The 15,334-nt window shown below is 64.6% G+C and carries 15 protein-coding genes; 4 read left to right on the forward strand and 11 right to left on the reverse strand.

Features of this window, described 5'->3' with window-relative positions:
• Window positions 1–26: 26 nt before the first annotated feature.
• Entirely contained in the window at window positions 27–1,076 is a 1,050-nt protein-coding gene (locus tag VEZ38_RS07320; protein WP_324892693.1) for a LacI family DNA-binding transcriptional regulator, read from the reverse strand.
• 155 nt (window positions 1,077–1,231) lie between these two features.
• Between VEZ38_RS07320 and VEZ38_RS07325 the strand changes: the two genes are divergently transcribed.
• Window positions 1,232–2,980 (forward strand): methyl-accepting chemotaxis protein, encoded by a 1,749-nt coding sequence (locus VEZ38_RS07325; protein WP_324892694.1) that lies wholly within the window; start codon window positions 1,232–1,234, stop codon window positions 2,978–2,980.
• A 51-nt stretch (window positions 2,981–3,031) separates the two neighbouring features.
• Here the strand turns inward: VEZ38_RS07325 and VEZ38_RS07330 are convergent, their stop codons facing one another.
• The 9 genes from VEZ38_RS07330 to VEZ38_RS07370 form a co-directional block, all read right to left on the reverse strand.
• Window positions 3,032–3,688 carry a hypothetical protein gene (locus VEZ38_RS07330; protein WP_324892695.1) on the reverse strand — a complete coding sequence of 219 codons (657 nt, stop codon included), beginning with the start codon at window positions 3,686–3,688 and terminating at the stop codon, window positions 3,032–3,034.
• The gene (locus VEZ38_RS07335; protein WP_324892696.1) at window positions 3,685–4,989 is read right to left on the reverse strand and encodes a DUF4129 domain-containing protein; all 1,305 of its coding nucleotides are present in this window, start codon (window positions 4,987–4,989) and stop codon (window positions 3,685–3,687) included. The genes VEZ38_RS07330 and VEZ38_RS07335 overlap by 4 nt, the downstream gene beginning before the upstream one ends.
• Window positions 4,986–6,071: a DUF58 domain-containing protein gene (locus VEZ38_RS07340; RefSeq protein WP_324892697.1), complete on the reverse strand. Its 1,086-nt coding sequence runs from the start codon at window positions 6,069–6,071 to the stop codon at window positions 4,986–4,988. Before VEZ38_RS07340 ends, VEZ38_RS07335 begins: the two co-directional genes overlap by 4 nt.
• Window positions 6,072–6,077: 6 nt before the next feature.
• Window positions 6,078–7,037 (reverse strand): MoxR family ATPase, encoded by a 960-nt coding sequence (locus VEZ38_RS07345; RefSeq protein ID WP_324892698.1) that lies wholly within the window; start codon window positions 7,035–7,037, stop codon window positions 6,078–6,080.
• Window positions 7,034–7,459: a DUF6157 family protein gene (locus tag VEZ38_RS07350; protein ID WP_324892699.1), complete on the reverse strand. Its 426-nt coding sequence runs from the start codon at window positions 7,457–7,459 to the stop codon at window positions 7,034–7,036. The genes VEZ38_RS07345 and VEZ38_RS07350 overlap by 4 nt, the downstream gene beginning before the upstream one ends.
• A gap of 25 nt (window positions 7,460–7,484) precedes the next feature.
• Entirely contained in the window at window positions 7,485–7,844 is a 360-nt protein-coding gene (locus tag VEZ38_RS07355; protein WP_324892700.1) for a Lin0512 family protein, read from the reverse strand.
• Between the two features lie 14 nt (window positions 7,845–7,858).
• The gene (gene infC / locus VEZ38_RS07360) at window positions 7,859–8,335 is read right to left on the reverse strand and encodes a translation initiation factor IF-3 (RefSeq protein WP_324892707.1); all 477 of its coding nucleotides are present in this window, start codon (window positions 8,333–8,335) and stop codon (window positions 7,859–7,861) included.
• 16 nt (window positions 8,336–8,351) lie between these two features.
• Window positions 8,352–8,549 carry a hypothetical protein gene (locus VEZ38_RS07365; RefSeq protein WP_324892701.1) on the reverse strand — a complete coding sequence of 66 codons (198 nt, stop codon included), beginning with the start codon at window positions 8,547–8,549 and terminating at the stop codon, window positions 8,352–8,354.
• 90 nt (window positions 8,550–8,639) lie between these two features.
• Window positions 8,640–9,413: a phytanoyl-CoA dioxygenase family protein gene (locus tag VEZ38_RS07370; RefSeq protein ID WP_324892702.1), complete on the reverse strand. Its 774-nt coding sequence runs from the start codon at window positions 9,411–9,413 to the stop codon at window positions 8,640–8,642.
• Window positions 9,414–9,538: 125 nt separating this feature from the next.
• Here VEZ38_RS07370 and VEZ38_RS07375 point away from each other — a divergent pair, with 125 nt between their 5' ends.
• Together VEZ38_RS07375 and VEZ38_RS07380 are read left to right on the forward strand one after the other, a co-directional pair.
• Window positions 9,539–10,342, forward strand: coding sequence for an AraC family transcriptional regulator (locus tag VEZ38_RS07375; RefSeq protein WP_324892703.1), 804 nt, complete (start codon window positions 9,539–9,541; stop codon window positions 10,340–10,342).
• A 49-nt stretch (window positions 10,343–10,391) separates the two neighbouring features.
• Window positions 10,392–12,089 (forward strand): M3 family oligoendopeptidase, encoded by a 1,698-nt coding sequence (locus tag VEZ38_RS07380; RefSeq protein ID WP_324892704.1) that lies wholly within the window; start codon window positions 10,392–10,394, stop codon window positions 12,087–12,089.
• Between the two features lies 1 nt (window position 12,090).
• Here the strand turns inward: VEZ38_RS07380 and VEZ38_RS07385 are convergent, their stop codons facing one another.
• Entirely contained in the window at window positions 12,091–13,863 is a 1,773-nt protein-coding gene (locus VEZ38_RS07385; protein ID WP_324892705.1) for a glycerophosphodiester phosphodiesterase family protein, read from the reverse strand.
• Between the two features lie 195 nt (window positions 13,864–14,058).
• Between VEZ38_RS07385 and VEZ38_RS07390 the strand changes: the two genes are divergently transcribed.
• The coding region (locus VEZ38_RS07390) for an MFS transporter (RefSeq protein ID WP_324892706.1) at window positions 14,059–15,334 on the forward strand (1,276 nt) is incomplete at its 3' end.

A 15,334-nucleotide genomic window follows, 5' to 3' on the forward strand; every position in this document is an offset into this window, starting at 1 on the left:
GATTCCTCCCTATGAAAATGTTCTTCCTATGGCAATCGGGTCGATGCCCGAACCACAAGCGTCGTGTCCAGCCGTTCCAGCTCCGGCGCCGTCTCCCCGTTCGCCCCGTGAATCGCGTCGAGCAGCCGTTCCGCCGCGCGGAGGCCCATTTCGAAGAAAGGCACATGAACCGTCGTCAGCGGCGGGTCCGTAGCGCGCGACGCCTCGGAATCGTCGTAGCCGATCAGCGCGTAGTCGATCCCCGCCCGCAGCCCGTATTCCTTCAAGCCTTGCATAAGGCCGATCGCCATCCGGTCGTTCGCGGCGAACACCGCGTCGAATTCGGTACGGCGCGCAAACAGCGCTTCCGCGAGCTCGTAACCGCTCTTGCGGCTGTAATTGCCTGCGAACAAAAGCGACGCGTCCGGCTCGACCCCTGCGGCGCGAAGCGCCGACTCGAAGCCTTGGCGCCGGTCGACGCTGTTCGAATACGACTCCGGGCCGTTGACGAGCGCGATGCGCTTCAGCCCCGCCGCGAGCAGATGCTCCGTCGCCTGGCGGCCGCCCGAAATATGATCCGCGTCGACCTGCGCGTAGGGCGCGTCGAAGCGCTGCCCGACGACGACGAAAGGCCACTCGTTCTCGTGCAGCTCGCACAGCGCCGCGGCTTCCGCCTCGCTCGACGTCGCCCCGAGAATCAGGCAGCCGTCGACCTTCCGCATGCGGAAGGCGCTTTCATAGTCGGGCGGCTTATCGGCGGGACGAAACTGCAGCAGCAGATTGTAGCCTCGCCGCTCGACGGCGTGGCCGACGCCGGACAAAATCTCGGAAAAGTAATACGCGGAGAAGAGGTGCACCTTCGGCACGACCGGCAAAACGACCCCGATGTTGCCGCTGCGCTGCGTCACGAAGCTGCGGGCGATCGCGCTGGGCGTATACCCGACGCGCTCCGCCGCCTCCAGCACCCGGCGCTTCGTCTCCTCGCGAATCGGACCGACGCCGCTGAGCACGCGAGACACCGTCGCCTCCGAGACGCCGGCGAGCTCCGCCACTTGCCTTCGCTTCGACGTAAGCCATCCCTCCCTGCCAATGTACACGTGTACATTTTCTCATTGTCAGCGTCTGCCGTCAACGGGAAATTGCGAGCCGACATTCATCGTTAATTTACATTCTTAACCTTTCAAAGTATGTTTTTGTCCCTTATACTTAGATTAAATTACGCCTATAGAAGAGAGACGGGGGAGACTTTTCCATGCTGGGGAAAATGAAGATTTCTTTACGGATGAAGCTGATGCTCGTTACGTTGTTGCTGATGGCGGCGCCGCTGTGCGCGCTCGGGTACGCCGTCAACGAAACCGTACAGACGGAGACCGACGCCATGCTGGAAGAACAACTGCGAAGCAACGTCAAGCTGGCGATCGAGGCGATCGGCTTGCTGCAAGCGCAGGTCGCTTCGAACGCGCTGACGCTCGAGCAGGCGCAGGAGCAAATCAGCGAGATGCTGTTGGGGCCGAGCCAAGCCGACGGGACCCGGCCGATCAACAAAAACATCGACATGGGGGAGCACGGGTACTTCTTCGTGTTGGACGAGCAGGGCGTCGCTCTTGCGCATCCGAGCCGCGAGGGTCAAAGCCTGTGGGAGGAGCAGGCCGACGGCGTCTACTTTATCCAGGATATGGTCGCGAAGGCGAAGGCCGGAGGCGGCTTTACGCTGTACGATTGGCCGCTTCCCGGCGGAGCGGACGCCGAGAAGGCGACCAAGATCACCTACTCCGAACAGGATCCGCACTGGGGCTGGATCGTAAGCGCCGGCTCGTACCTGCAAGACTTTAATGCCGGACAGCGACGAATCCAGGAGGAGATCGTCACGACGCTCGCCGCCGCGCTCGTCGTCGGCGCCGCGGCCGCGATTGCGTTCGCCGTATATTTGAGCCGGCCGCTTCTGCAGGTTTCCGCGCGGCTGCGCCGCATCGCGCAGGGCGAGCTCGACGCCGAGCCGCTGCGCATCGCCCGCAGGGACGAGACGGGGCAGCTGGCGTCGGATACGAACGCGATGGCCGACCAATTGCGCAAGCTCGTAAAGCAGGTAGCCGAAGGCGCGTCGGAGGTGCTCGACGCCTCGAGCCGGTTTGCCGCGTCCGCCGCGGAGTCCGCCCTGGCGACTCGAAGCGTCGCGGCGTCGATCGGGGAGATCGCCCAGGGCGCGGATTCGCAGTCCTCGGCGGCTGCGCAGAGCGCCCGCGCCATGGAGGAGATGACCTCCGGGGTGCAGCGCATCGCCGAGACGTCCGCGGTCGCGTACGAAGCGTCCGTACAAGCGACGTCGACGGCCGAAGCCGGCGGCGAGGCCGTCGGCCGCGCGGTGCAGCAAATCGAGAAGGCCGTCGCCTCCGTTCGGGATTTGGCCGCCACGATCCACGGACTCGAGCGGCGGTCGGCGGAAATCGAGTCGATCCTGCAGCTCATCTCCGACATCTCGCGCCAGACGAACCTGTTGTCGCTCAACGCGGGCATCGAGGCGGCCCGCGCCGGCGAGCACGGCCGCGGCTTCGGCGTCGTCGCCGGCGAAATCAAGAAGCTCGCGGAGCAATCCAGCCGCTCGGCGGACGACATCCGCGGCGTCGTCGAGCAAATCCGCGGCGAGATCCGGTCCGCCGCGGCGTCGATGGAAGCGAGCGAGCGGGAGGTTCGGGAAGGCGCGGAGCTCGTCTACCGAACGGGCGAATCGTTCCGCACGATCGACGACGCCGCGCGCCGCGTCCTCCGCCAAGTGGAGGAGACGACGGCGGCCGCGCAGCAGATGTCCGCAGGCTCGGAAGAGATCGCGGCGTCGATCCAGGAGATCGCCGATATTTCCTCCCGCTCCGCCGCCGGAACGCAAGAAATTTCCGCCGCCTCCGAGGAGCAGCTCGCCGTCGTGGAATCGATGGAGCAATCGGCCGGCGCGCTGGCGGCATTGGCGCGGCGTCTGAAGGAAGCGACCGCCGGCTTTAAGTTGTAAATAATAAAAACGACGGCTTGGGGCATGTTCGCCCTAAGCCGTCGTTTCCTGTTACGCTTCCCTCGCTCGCCCGCCGCCGCTCCGGGCGGCCGCGGCCCGCTTCGCCCACCCGATCCAACCGAGGGCGATCCAAGCGAGGCCAAGCGGAATTTGTTTCGCCCCGATCGCGACCTCCCAAAGCAAGCCGCCGTCCGAGGTTCCCGTAATCCAAAATTCCAACAGCTGGACTGCGACGGTCAACGCTCCGATCGCCGGAAACAACGCGCGTTCCGCTCTGGTTGCCAACCGCTTGGCGGCGAGCGCCGCGCCCCATATCAGCATGCCGATCGCGAACGTAACGACCGTCGTTAGGAACAGCAGCCACCCGCCGATTACGATAGGTGACCGCCAGTCCGTTAGCGGATTTACGACGTTCGTTTGCAGGATAAAAGAGATCGACTGCAAAAGACAACTCGCTTGCGCCAGTCTCAAGCCGATCCGTCCGGCCGTCCCCGCTCGCTTATAGATCTCCTCATAACCCAACAACGCGACAAATAAAAACAGCGGCGGGATAAATAGAAATTGACTGTAGACGACCGCATCTACGCCTAACCATGCATCGTTGCGGTTCGCAGTGGTGCTCCCGTGCGTCATCGCAAAGGAAATGCCGGTAAATATGGCGGCGACGCCGCCAATCATGCCGCTAACGCCCGTCCATCGACCTTTCATCGCCGTCCCCCCATCGTCTTGCCTCGCCCGAAGCCGGCGACCGTCTCGCGACGCAATCGCTCGACGGCTTCGTCGGACGCGTCCTCCTCGCCGTATCGCACGCGATCGTACAGCTCCGCGAGCGCCTGCACGCCCGCCGCAGCGGCGCCCGGGCGTCGCTCGCCCGCCCGGGCTGCCGCCTCCGCCGCCTCCCGCGGCGTCGAAGCGCGGGACGGCGCATGCCCGGCCCCGGCCGCGGCGCGCAGCCAGCTCCGGTACAGCCACCTTACCTTGTCCCGGTTCGTGCGCAGCTCTTCCCACCGCGGCTCCCGCTCCCGCGACAGCAGCCGGCCGATCCACGTGTCCCGCATCCGGCGGCCGACCGCCTCCCACGAAAACACGCCCGATTCCTCGTCCGTATACGCGGCTTCCTCCGGCGCGCGCGTCGGCCGCGCCAGGAACGAGGCGAGCCGTCGCAGCCATGCGCGCAGCGCGCTCCCGGCGTGGCGGTACAGCCAAATGCCGAGCGCGGTCAGCAATGCGAGCGCGGCCAACGCGCCTACCGCATACCCGAGGATGTCCAATATCAAAAACAACAGTCCCGGTTCGCCGGCAGGCTCCGGTAGTCCTTCCATCGCCGGCGGAGGCGGCGCCTCGGCCGGCGGCGGCGCCTCCGGCTCGCCCGCCGGCAGCAAGGCGAACAGCCCGCGCAGCAAGGCGTACAAGAGCTTGCCGAACGCGTTGCCGAACGCGGCCGTCAGCCCGGCGGCGACGAGCAGAAGGGCGCCCATCAGCAGCCGGTTGTGCCGCCGCAGCGCGACCGCGAGACATACGGCCCCCGCCGCCGTCAGCAGAGGGACCGACGCTTGCAGCGCGTCTAATCGGGGAAATAGGACGGCCGCGACGAAATACAAGCCGAGCCCGGCCCAGTGCCATCTCGCGTCCGACGCCCGTTCTCCGATCGTCATGCCTTGCAGCGGCGCGAAGCCGCCGACGGCTCCCGCCGCGGCGACGACCCGCCAGTCGGCGCCGGCCGACGCCGCCGCATACGCTGCCGCGGCGGCGGCCATGGCGGCGACGGCAAGCTGCTGCCAGCGACGGCCGAGCCAACGCCCGGCGGCGACCCCGAGGAACGACGCCGCCGGCGCGAGCGCGAGCCAAGCGGCTTCGGCGCCGTACGGGGCGAGCCAGCCGAACAAGGCAAGCCATACGGGCAGTAGCAGCAGAAGCTCGAACGCATTGGACGCGTAAGGAAGGGTCGCTCGCATGAAGGTCCGGCCGGCGCCGGTCGCCGAATCCCGCGGCTTCGATGCGTCGCTCATCGGTCCCGCCCCCCTTCCACCAACAGCCATTCGACGCCGTTGCCGCGCCGACGCAGCGCCTCGGCGCGCTCCTCGAGCGCCGCGCCGCGGTGGCAGGAGACGATCAAATAATCCGTCTCCTGCGGGTCGCGCGCGAGCTCGTCGTCGAGCAGCGCATGCATCGTGACCGACGTCTCCAGCTGCAGCTTCGCAAGCGACTCGAGCAGCGCCGTCCGCTGCACCGCGCCGCCGCCGGCCTCGACGCGCACCGGCTCCTTCGGACCGCCGAACGTCCAGCCGTTCGACAGCAGGCCGGCGTCGATGCCCTCGCGGATCGCGTGCGACAAGATCGATGCGGCGTAGCGGATCGCCCGCTCGATCCGCTCCGGCTCCAGCACCGCGTTCCACATCCGTTCGTGCGTCTCGAGGTTCAAGCATACGACGACTCGATGATCCGCCGTGAACTCCTTGCGGTGCACCTGCAGCCGGCCGGTTCGCGCCGTCGCCTTCCAGTTGACCGAGCGGAGGCCGTCGCCGGCGCGATATTCCCGGGTGCCCGCCGTCAGAAACGGGTCCTCGACGATCCACCGGCGCACCGTCACGTCGCCGAGCCAGCTGTGCGCCGGCAGCGGCACCTCCCGCATCGGAACGACCTCGGGGTAGACGGTCAGCGTCAGCGCGAGCGGGAACCGCCGCGACGGCCGCGAGAGGCCGATCGGATCGCCCGCCGTCATGGTGGCGGATTCCAGCACGTAATACCCTCGCTTCGCGCAGACGACCTTGTGCCGCCGCACGATTTGCCGGTACGACCGAAGGCTGAACAAGCTGATATGGTTTTGGAAACGATCCCCCGACCGGATATCCAAATCGTGCTGCCGTCCGAACACGAGCCCCGACGCCATCATCGATTCGAGCCTCACCCAAGGCAGGGGCAGCAGCTTCCGGTTGACGATGCGCTCCACCATCTCGATCTCTTCGCCCGCGAAGACGGCCTCCTTCGTGAAGTGGCGCGCGTAGCCGACGTGACGAAGCGCGTATCGCCCGTATACCCAAGCGAGCAATGCCAGCAGAACGACCGCGTTCACGAGCAGCCAGGCGAGCACGGCCGTTCAGCTCCGCGGCGCCGGCTCGGCCGGCACCTCGACCTGCTGCAGCAGCCGCCGTACGACGTCGGCGCCGCCCGCGTCGCGCGTTCTCGCCGCATGCCGCGTCAGCAGCCGATGCGAAAGCACCGGCACCGCCGCGGCCTTCACGTCGTCCGGCGACACGTACGCCCGCCCGCGAATCGCCGCGAGCGCCTGCGACGCCCGCAGCAGCGCCTGACTGGCGCGCGGGCTCGCGCCGAGCAGCACGTCGGCGTCGGCGCGCGTCGCTTCGGACAGCCGCACGATATAGTCGAGCAGGTCCTCGCTCACCCGAACCGACTGCGCGAACCGCTGCGCGGCGACGATGTCCGCCGCCGAGGCGACCGGCTCCAGCTCGTCCAGCGGGTTCGACGCGCGGAACCGCTCCAGCATCGCGACGGACTCCTGCCGCGACGGGTATCCGACCGGAACGCGCATGAGGAAGCGGTCCAGCTGCGCCTCCGGCAGCGGGAAGGTGCCATGGTTGTCGACGGGATTTTGCGTCGCGACGACGAGGAACGGCGCAGACAGCTTATGGGTCGTGCCGTCGATCGTCACTTGCCGCTCCTCCATACATTCGAGCAGGCTCGATTGCGTCCGCGGCGTCGCCCGGTTGATTTCGTCCGCCAGTAAAATATTCGTAAACAACGGGCCCGGCCGGAATTCGAACTCGCCCGTTTTCTGATTATAAAAATTGATTCCGCTTACATCCGACGGCAGCAAATCCGGCGTAAACTGAATCCGCTTGAAGTCGCACCCGAGGGAGCGCGCGAGCGTCTTCGCGAGCAGCGTCTTGCCCGTGCCGGGCACGTCCTCGAGCAGCGCATGCCCGTTCGCCAGCAGCGCCGCGAGCAGCAGCTCCACCGTCTCCTCTTTGCCGACGACGACCCGGGCGATGTTCTCGCGCACGCGAGCGACGAACTCGTTCAGCTCCGGCGCGTTCATCCCTTCACCGCCTTCGCGTTCCGCATGGCGGGCTCTTGCTTCAGGTCGGTGCGCTCGAGAAATTCGGCGTAGCGCTCCGACTCCATCGGATACAACGCAATGCGTCCCGCTTCGTCGTAATGTACGCCCCAGCCGAGCTTCTTCGGCAGCACGGACGCCCGCATGCACGGGTGATCTTTCCGCAGAAGTTCCGCTCGCACTTCGGCGCGCCGCGCTTCGTCGATCGGCTCGTCCGCCAGCTTATGCCGGATATGCGTCTCGACGATCAAATCCTCAAGCGTATACCGGTACGGGTGCTCGGCGAGCAGCTCGTATTGGATTTCATGCAGCGTCTTCCGCTCCCCCTTGGAGACGGGGACGATCCCGTAGGCCGCCGGGCAATCGGGGGCTACCCTTACGAACGTATCGACGATCGGCTTCATGTATGATCCCTCTCCTTTTTCCCCATTAATATCCGACTTCTACCGACGCCACGACGACGTAAATCAGATCGTTCTTGTCTGCCTTGTCCGTCAAGACGATGCCGCTCGAGGTGAGCATGCCGCCGTCGACGACGTCGAACGATACTTCCCCGTACGGCAGCTCCGCGCGCACCGCCTCCAAATCGAGTCCCTCCCGGTCGGCCGGGACGGCGAGCCGGACCCGCACCTTCATCCGGTCGAGGCTCCCGTCCGGCAGCACCGATCGGATGCCCGGCATCGAGTTGCGGTGAATCGCGTTCTGCACCGCCCGCACCGCCGCTTTGGTGACGTCTTGCCCGTGCAGGTCGACGCCCATGCCGAGCTCGATAAACATGACTTTTTCCATCGCCGTTTCCCCGCCTACCCTTCTTTCGGATCCAGCTGCACCGCGGCCTGCTTGCCGCTGAGCTGAACGCCTGTCTTCTTCGTCCCGTACGGCGCGAGGCTCGCGATCATTCGCTCCAGCAGCGCCTTCGCCGCGCCGCCCTCCTTCGCCCCCGCCAGCTTCACGACAAGCAGCGCCGCGTCGCCGCCTTTAAGAATCCGCTCGGCCTGCGAAAGCTTCGTGTCGAAGTCATGCTCCTCGATTTGCGGCGTAAGCCGCAGCTCCTTCAGCTTCGGCGCGCGCGCTTGTCTTTTCTCCCGCTGCCGCGCGTCTTTGGCGGCGCCGGCGCCGATGAGGCGGCAGAGAGGCGGACTTTGGTACAGCGACTCGCAGACGAGGTCGACGCCGAGCCGCTTCGCCATCGCGAGCGCCTCGCTGGTTTTTACGACGCCGAGGTCCTCGCCGTCGACGCCGATCAGCGCCACCTCGGACGCTTTAATTTTCTCGTTCATTATGACAGCCACCGCTTTAAGCCTCCTCGGTCAGACGCCGCTTCGCTTCGAGCAAGCCCGCGACGATGTCGTCGATGTCCGCCGCATGCTCGATATGCATGGCCACGTACCGCTCCCGGTATCCGCCGGACGACATCTCGAGCAGCACGAGTCGCTTGGCGTCGTCGAACACGATTTGTATGGCATCCTTCGCTAACAGGGTGTGCAGCGTCATTGGAAATCCCTCCTAGCGATTAGCATACCATAACGCCGCGAAGCCCGCCCAGAGCGAAGCTCCGAGCGGGCCGAAAACAAGCGGTTCCCCTTAATATAACGGATATTTCACCCGCAAATCCTCGCGGTGCAGCACCATAGAGTCTTGCCGGATATAGTGGCACACGTACGAGCGGCGCCACCGGTCCTTGCTGCGGTTTTTGTTCGAGGAGTGAATCAACAGCTCGTGGAAGAAGAGAATATCCCCCTTCTCCATTACGACGGGGATTTGCGCCTTCAAGTCGATCCCTTCGGTCTCGTGGGTATACGCCTCGTGCTCCTCCAAATCCTTGACGGCGCCGTGGGGGAGCAGCCCGAGGCGATGCGTGCCGGGGATGACCCACAGGCAGCCGTTCTCCTCGTCGACGAGCTCCTCCATCGCGATCCACGCCGCCACCATCGTCTTCGGATCGTCCTTAATATAATAATAGTCCTGGTGCGCCGCTTGGCCCGGGGAGCCCGGCTCCTTGTAGAAATACATGCTCTGCACGCAGACGGCTTCGTCGCCCATCAGCTGCGCGAGCGCGCCGCGGATGACGGGCAGCTTCATCACCTGCCGGGAGAAGCCGTCGTGCTGATGCGGATTGAATAATCGAACGGAGAAGCGATCCTTGTCCAACACCTCGCCCGCCTTCCGCGGCTTCACCCATTCCGGCATCTCCTCGGCGGCGACCGACCGGATGTCGCGAATGTGTCCGTTGAAGGCATCGATTAAATCGCTGCTGCAGCCCTTTTTAAATAGCACGTATCCGTGCTCATGGAAAAATTCGATTTGCTCCTTCGCCAGCGGCTCCAGCCTCTCCGGAATTACGGCTTGCGAACCCATCGCTGCATCCCCCGCTTCGTCCTCGTTTGCTCCATCATACCGCCGCCCCCCTTTCCGAACAATGGCTGCATCTGATAGGATTGTGTCTATAATTGATGATCTAGAAAATGAACCGGAGGTTCTCCATGCCGATCCCTATCTCCTGCGTGACCGGCGTATACCCGGGTACGGTCGTGTACCCGCCCGGCGGTACGTTCGGTCCGCGCGTCCAGCCGGACATCCAGTTCGTCCTGCTCCATACCGGCCGCATGCGCGTAGACATCGACGGGGAGGCGCTCGACGTCTCCCCCGGCGAAGTCGCGATGCTGCTTCCCGGTCGGACGGAGACGTTCGCGTTCGCGCCGGACCGGACGTCCTGGCATCGCTGGATCGCCGTATCCGTCGACGCGCTGCCGGAGGGTGCCCTGCGGACGCTCGAGTCGCTGCCGCGCACGCTGCCGCTGACCGAAGATTTCAACCGGCTGACCGATCTCTTGCTTTCGCTGAAAGCCAAGGACATGCTGGGCGTCGGCGACGTCGGCGCCGCGTTCGGGGCGGCCGCGGTCCGACTGTACGCGGCGACGGCGGCCGCCGCCCCGGCCGCCGCCGTCCATGAATCGGTCGCGGCGGCCAAGGAGGCGATTCATCGCAGGTTCGGGGAAGATTTAAACCTTCGGGAGCTCGCGGCCGCCGCCGGGGTGTCCCCCGAGCATCTCGTCCGATTGTTTCGCGCGCACGAGAAGCTGACGCCGATGAAATACGTCTGGCATTACCGGGTATTGGCCGCCGTCGACATGCTCGTCCACACCGGGCTGCCGGTCGGGGAGATCGCCGCGCGATGCGGATTCAAGACGTCTTATCATTTCGCCAGGGTCGTCAAGGCTCATACCGGCAAGACGCCGTCCGCCATCCGGGCGGAGCGCTGGCGGGGCGAAGAAGAGTTGGTCTAGCCTTGACGTTCCCGGTATACTCTACGGTAAGAGGAAAGGGTGGATTTGCATGAAATTCCAGGATTGGCCGTATGAGCGGCCCGATTTAGAAGCGTTCGGCAAGCGATTCAAGGAGCTGCTGCGGCGGCTCGAGGACGCCGCGACGGCGGACGACGCGAACGAAGCGTTCGAGGCGATCAATGCGGCGCGCGTATCGGTCTCGTCCATGTTCGCGATCGCGCGCATTCGGCACACGATCGATACGACGGACCCGTTTTACAAGGAAGAGCAGTCGTTCATCGACGACCATTCCCCGGTATACCAAGGGCTGATCAACGATTATTATAAGGCGCTCGTCGCCTCCGGGCACCGCGGCGCGCTCGAGGAGCGGTGGGGCCGCCAGCTGTTCGCGACGGCCGAGCTCGGGCTGAAGACGTTCGACCCGTCGATCGTCGAAGAGCTGAAGGAAGAAAACCGGAAGTCGAGCGAATACGTCAAACTCGTCGCATCGGCGCGCATCGACTTCGACGGCGAGGAACGGACGCTGTCGCAGCTGGCGCCGTTCCTGCAATCGACGGACCGAGAGACGCGAAGGCGCGCCGCGGACGCGCGTTACGCGTTCTTCGAAGCCAACGAAGCGATCGTCGACGGCATCTACGACGACCTGGTCAAGCTCCGTACGCGCATCGCTCGAAAGCTCGGCTACGCCAACTTCGTCGAGCTCGCGTACGCCCGCATGGCTCGTACCGATTACGGACCGCGGCAGGTCGCCGCGTTCCGCGAACAAGTGCTGGAGCACATCGTTCCTGTCGCGCAGGCGCTCGGCGAACGGCGCCGCGCTCGGCTCGGCGTCGATAAGCTGCGCTACTATGACGGCCTCTCGTTCCTTACCGGCAATCCGACGCCGAAGGGCGGTCCGGACTGGATCGTCGCGCGGGCGAAAGCGATGTATGCGGAGATGTCGCCGGAGACGGACGAATTTTTCCGGTTTCTGCTGGACGGCGGCCTGATGGATTTGGAAAGCAAAAAGGGGAAACGCGTCGGCGGGTATTGCTCGTTCATCGGCTCGCGGAAGGCGCCGTTCATCTTCTCCAACTTCAACGGCACCGCGCACGACGTGGACGTGCTGACGCACGAGGCGGGGCATGCGTTCCAGGCGTATTTGAGCCGCGACTTCGCGGAGACGGTGCCGGAATACGTCCACCCGACGCTCGACGCGTGCGAAATCCACTCCATGAGCATGGAGTTTTTCGCTTGGCCGTGGATGGAGTCGTTTTTCGAGGAAGATACGGACAAATACAAATTCTCGCACCTGTCCGGCGCGCTGACCTTCCTCCCGTACGGCGCCGCCGTCGACGAGTTTCAGCACGTCGTCTACGAACGGCCCGAGCTGACGCCCGCCGAACGGAAGGCGGCGTGGCGCGAGATCGAGCGCAAATATTGCCCGGGCCGCGAATACGACGACATGCCGTTCCTCGAGCGGGGCGGGTATTGGCACCAGCAGCAGCACATTTTCAAAAGCCCGTTCTATTATATCGACTACGCGCTCGCGCAAATTTGCGCGCTGCAGTATTGGCAGCGGGCGAACGGCGACCGCGCGGAGGCGTGGGACAGCTTCGTGCGGCTGTGTCGGGCGGGCGGCAGCGATTCGTTCACCGGCCTCGTGCGCCTCGCCGGTCTGCGTTCTCCGTTCGAAGACGGCTGCGTCTCCTCGATCGTCGGCGACATCGCCGCTTGGCTGAACGGCATCGACGACAAGGCACTGTAGCCTACTCGACGACGCCGACGAGCGAACGGAGCTGTTCCGGGTAATCCGTGATGACGCCGTCGACGTCGTACGTCAGCACCTCCCGCATATTTCGCTCGATATTGACCGTCCACACCCAGACCTCCCGATTCGCCTCGTGCGCTCTGCGAATGAATCGTTCGGAGAGCATGCTTTGGTTAATCGTATAGAAGTCTACGTCCAGCGTCGAGACGTTGCCGGCCGCCGCGAACAAGATTTGCCCGATTTTCATATCCGGCAGCGTCTCCCGAACGACGCGAAGCACCTCGTAATCGAACGACTGCACGTACGTCTCCTCGACCATCCCCTCCTCGACGATCGTCTCGACGACGCGGGCCGCGAGCGCCCGCTTGTCGCCGTACGGCTTGATTTCGACGACGACGCGCGCCTTCCCCTTCGCCTCCCGCAGCGCCTCGGCGAGCGTCGCGATGCGCTCGGCCGGCATCCCGGTCCAGGCTCCGCGGATTTCGAGGGCAAGCAGCTCCGGGAACGTCAACTCATGCACGGCAGCCGGCACGCCAGCGACGCGCTCAAGCGTGTAGTCGTGGTTGAGCACGACGACGCCGTCCCGCGACAGCTGCACGTCGACCTCGACGGCGTCGACGCCCTTACCGATTGCGCTGCGTATGCTTGCCAGCGTATTTTCGGGCGCGGCGTGGACGTCGCCTCGATGGCCGATCACCTTCGTTCGCCAATCCAAGTAGACAAGCCTGTCCCCGTACGTCTGGTGAATGGACAGGACGCCGGCGGCGTAGACGAGCGCGAGCAGCGCGAGGCCGAACCGGATCGACCGGGTTCGGAAATATCCGGAAAGCGCCGCCTCCAGCCGCCGCAGCACGCGGCTGCGCGCGATGCGCAGCCGGTCCGCGAACGGAACGCCTTCCGCCCGGCGCATAACGTAAAACAAACGCGTGACGAGGACAAGGTTGAACGGCACGGTCAGCATCGACAGGACGAGCGCCAGCAGGCTCGCGAACGGGACGTACCATTCGCTGACGAGGAAGCGGACGACGGCCGGCTCCCACCGTTCGAGCAGCGTCGAGGCGAAACTGACGGCGGCGGCGCCCGCCGCGAAGAAGAAGGCGTTCAGCAGCGCGAGGTGGACGACGATCGTCCACATCCGTCTCCGCGTCAAGACGAAGCTGCTGCGAATCGCGGCCGCGGTCGACTGCCCTTCGATCAAGACGAAATGCAGCGCGAAGATGCACCTCAGAAACAGGTAGACGACAGCGATCAGGGTAATCGCGTATAGGAATAAAACCATTTTCGAATCGTACAGGTGGTCGACCAGCACGATCGGCACGTTCACGTGGCCGAACAGCAGCGCGGAGAGCGGCGTATCGATCCATGGGGAAAACGTAAACAAGAGGAGCGCCCATTGGACGACGCCGAGCCCGAGAAGCCGGGGCACCGCCCGAACCGCCGTCACGAACGCGTCGGAGAGCAGCGCGCTTCGCCCGAACAGCCGCTGCTGCGCGACGACGATGACGGTGCCGAAGTCGAGAAACACGACAATGCTCGCCGCGAAGCCGACGGCGGCCAACACGCCAAGCCCCTTGAGGCTGAGCGCCACCCGGTACACGTCTCCGTTGAGGAGCAAGCCCGAGCCCGCAGCCATCAGAAACCGGTTGAAGAGAAAAACGATGGCCGGAGCGAAGAAGAGGCTCGTCGCCATCATGTAAATCGATTCGAACAGAAGAATCTTCTTCCAAATCCGTCCGAAATCCCGTGCGCTGGCTTTCAGAAACAACTTCAACGTCCTCCGAGCCTCCTTCCGTTCCGGGACCTCCGCATGCTTCGGTTCCGCTCTAGCGAAACGATTTCCTCCACTTTACCACCGCGCCGCGCGCCTCCGCAAAGTGCCCCGCCTTCCGCCTCTTGACTCCCCCCATGCGTTGGGCTGTATGATAGGAACGTTAAGCGAAAAGGAAAAAAACCAAGGAGTGAAACCATGCATACCCCCCCAACGACGGAGCAGCCGTCCCCGGCCGGCGGATCGTCGTCCCCTGCCGCCTCTCTGCTCCGCAATCCGCACGTGCAAGCGATCATGGCCTCGAATCTGCTGCTGCAGCTCGGCATCTGGATTCGCAACTTCGCCATCCTGCTGTACGTCACCGATCGAACGAACGACGACCCGGTGTACGTCTCCCTCATCTCCGTCGCGGAATTCGCGCCGATCTTTCTGTTCTCGATCGTCGGCGGCACGTTCGCCGATCGATGGCGGCCGAAGCGGACGATGGTCTGGTGCGACGTGCTGTCGGCGGTGTCCGTCTTTGTCGTGCTGCTCACGCTCATGTACGGCTCTTGGCAGACGATCTTCTTCGCGACGCTCGTCTCCGCGATCCTGTCGCAATTCTCGATGCCATCCGGCATGAAGCTGCTTAAGCGCCACGTCCCGGAAGCCCAACTGCAGCAGGTGATGGCGATGTTCCAGACGCTCATGGCCATCTTTATGGTCATCGGGCCGATGATCGGCACCTTCGTGTACCAGCAATACGGCATTTACGTCTCGATCGGCGTCATGGGCGCGATGTTCCTGCTGTCCGCGCTCGTGCTCTCGTTCCTCCCGAAGGACGCCGTCGAGTCGAAGGACGACGCGGCGCAGGCTAACTTCCGCCGGGAGCTCGCGGACGGCTTCCGATACGTCTTTCGCCGCAAGGTGCTAAAGACGCTCGGCGGCACGTTCGCGCTCGCCGGCATCGCCGTCGGCCTGATGCAGCCGCTGATGATCTTCGTCGCGACCGTGAACCTCGGCATGGAAAAGACGTTCCTTCAATGGCTGCTCATGGCGAACGGCGCCGCGATGCTCGTCGGCGGCGGGCTCGTCTTCGCCGCTTCGAAGAAGCTGTCCGCGCCCAAGCTGCTGGCGCTCGGCATGGCCGCGAGCGCGGCGTGCACCGTCGGCATCGGCCTGTCGACGAGCGTACCGCTGACGATCGGTTTCCAGGTGTTGAACGGCTTGTTCTTCCCGTGCATCCATATCGGGATTAACACGATGATTCTGCAAAATACGGAGGAGTCGTTCGTCGGCCGCGTGAACGGCGTGCTTAATCCGATGTTTATGGGCATGATGGTCGTCGGCATGTCCTTCGCGGGCCTGTTCATGAACGCCTCGTCGCTCGCGGCGGTGTACGTCGTCAGCGGCGTGCTCTTTACGCTCGGCATGCTGCTGCTCGTGCCGCTGTTCAAGCTCGGCGGCAACGAACCGAAGTCCGACGCGCCGACCC

The sequence above is a fragment of the Paenibacillus sp. genome (assembly GCF_035645235.1).
GTDB lineage: Bacteria > Bacillota > Bacilli > Paenibacillales > YIM-B00363 > Paenibacillus_AE.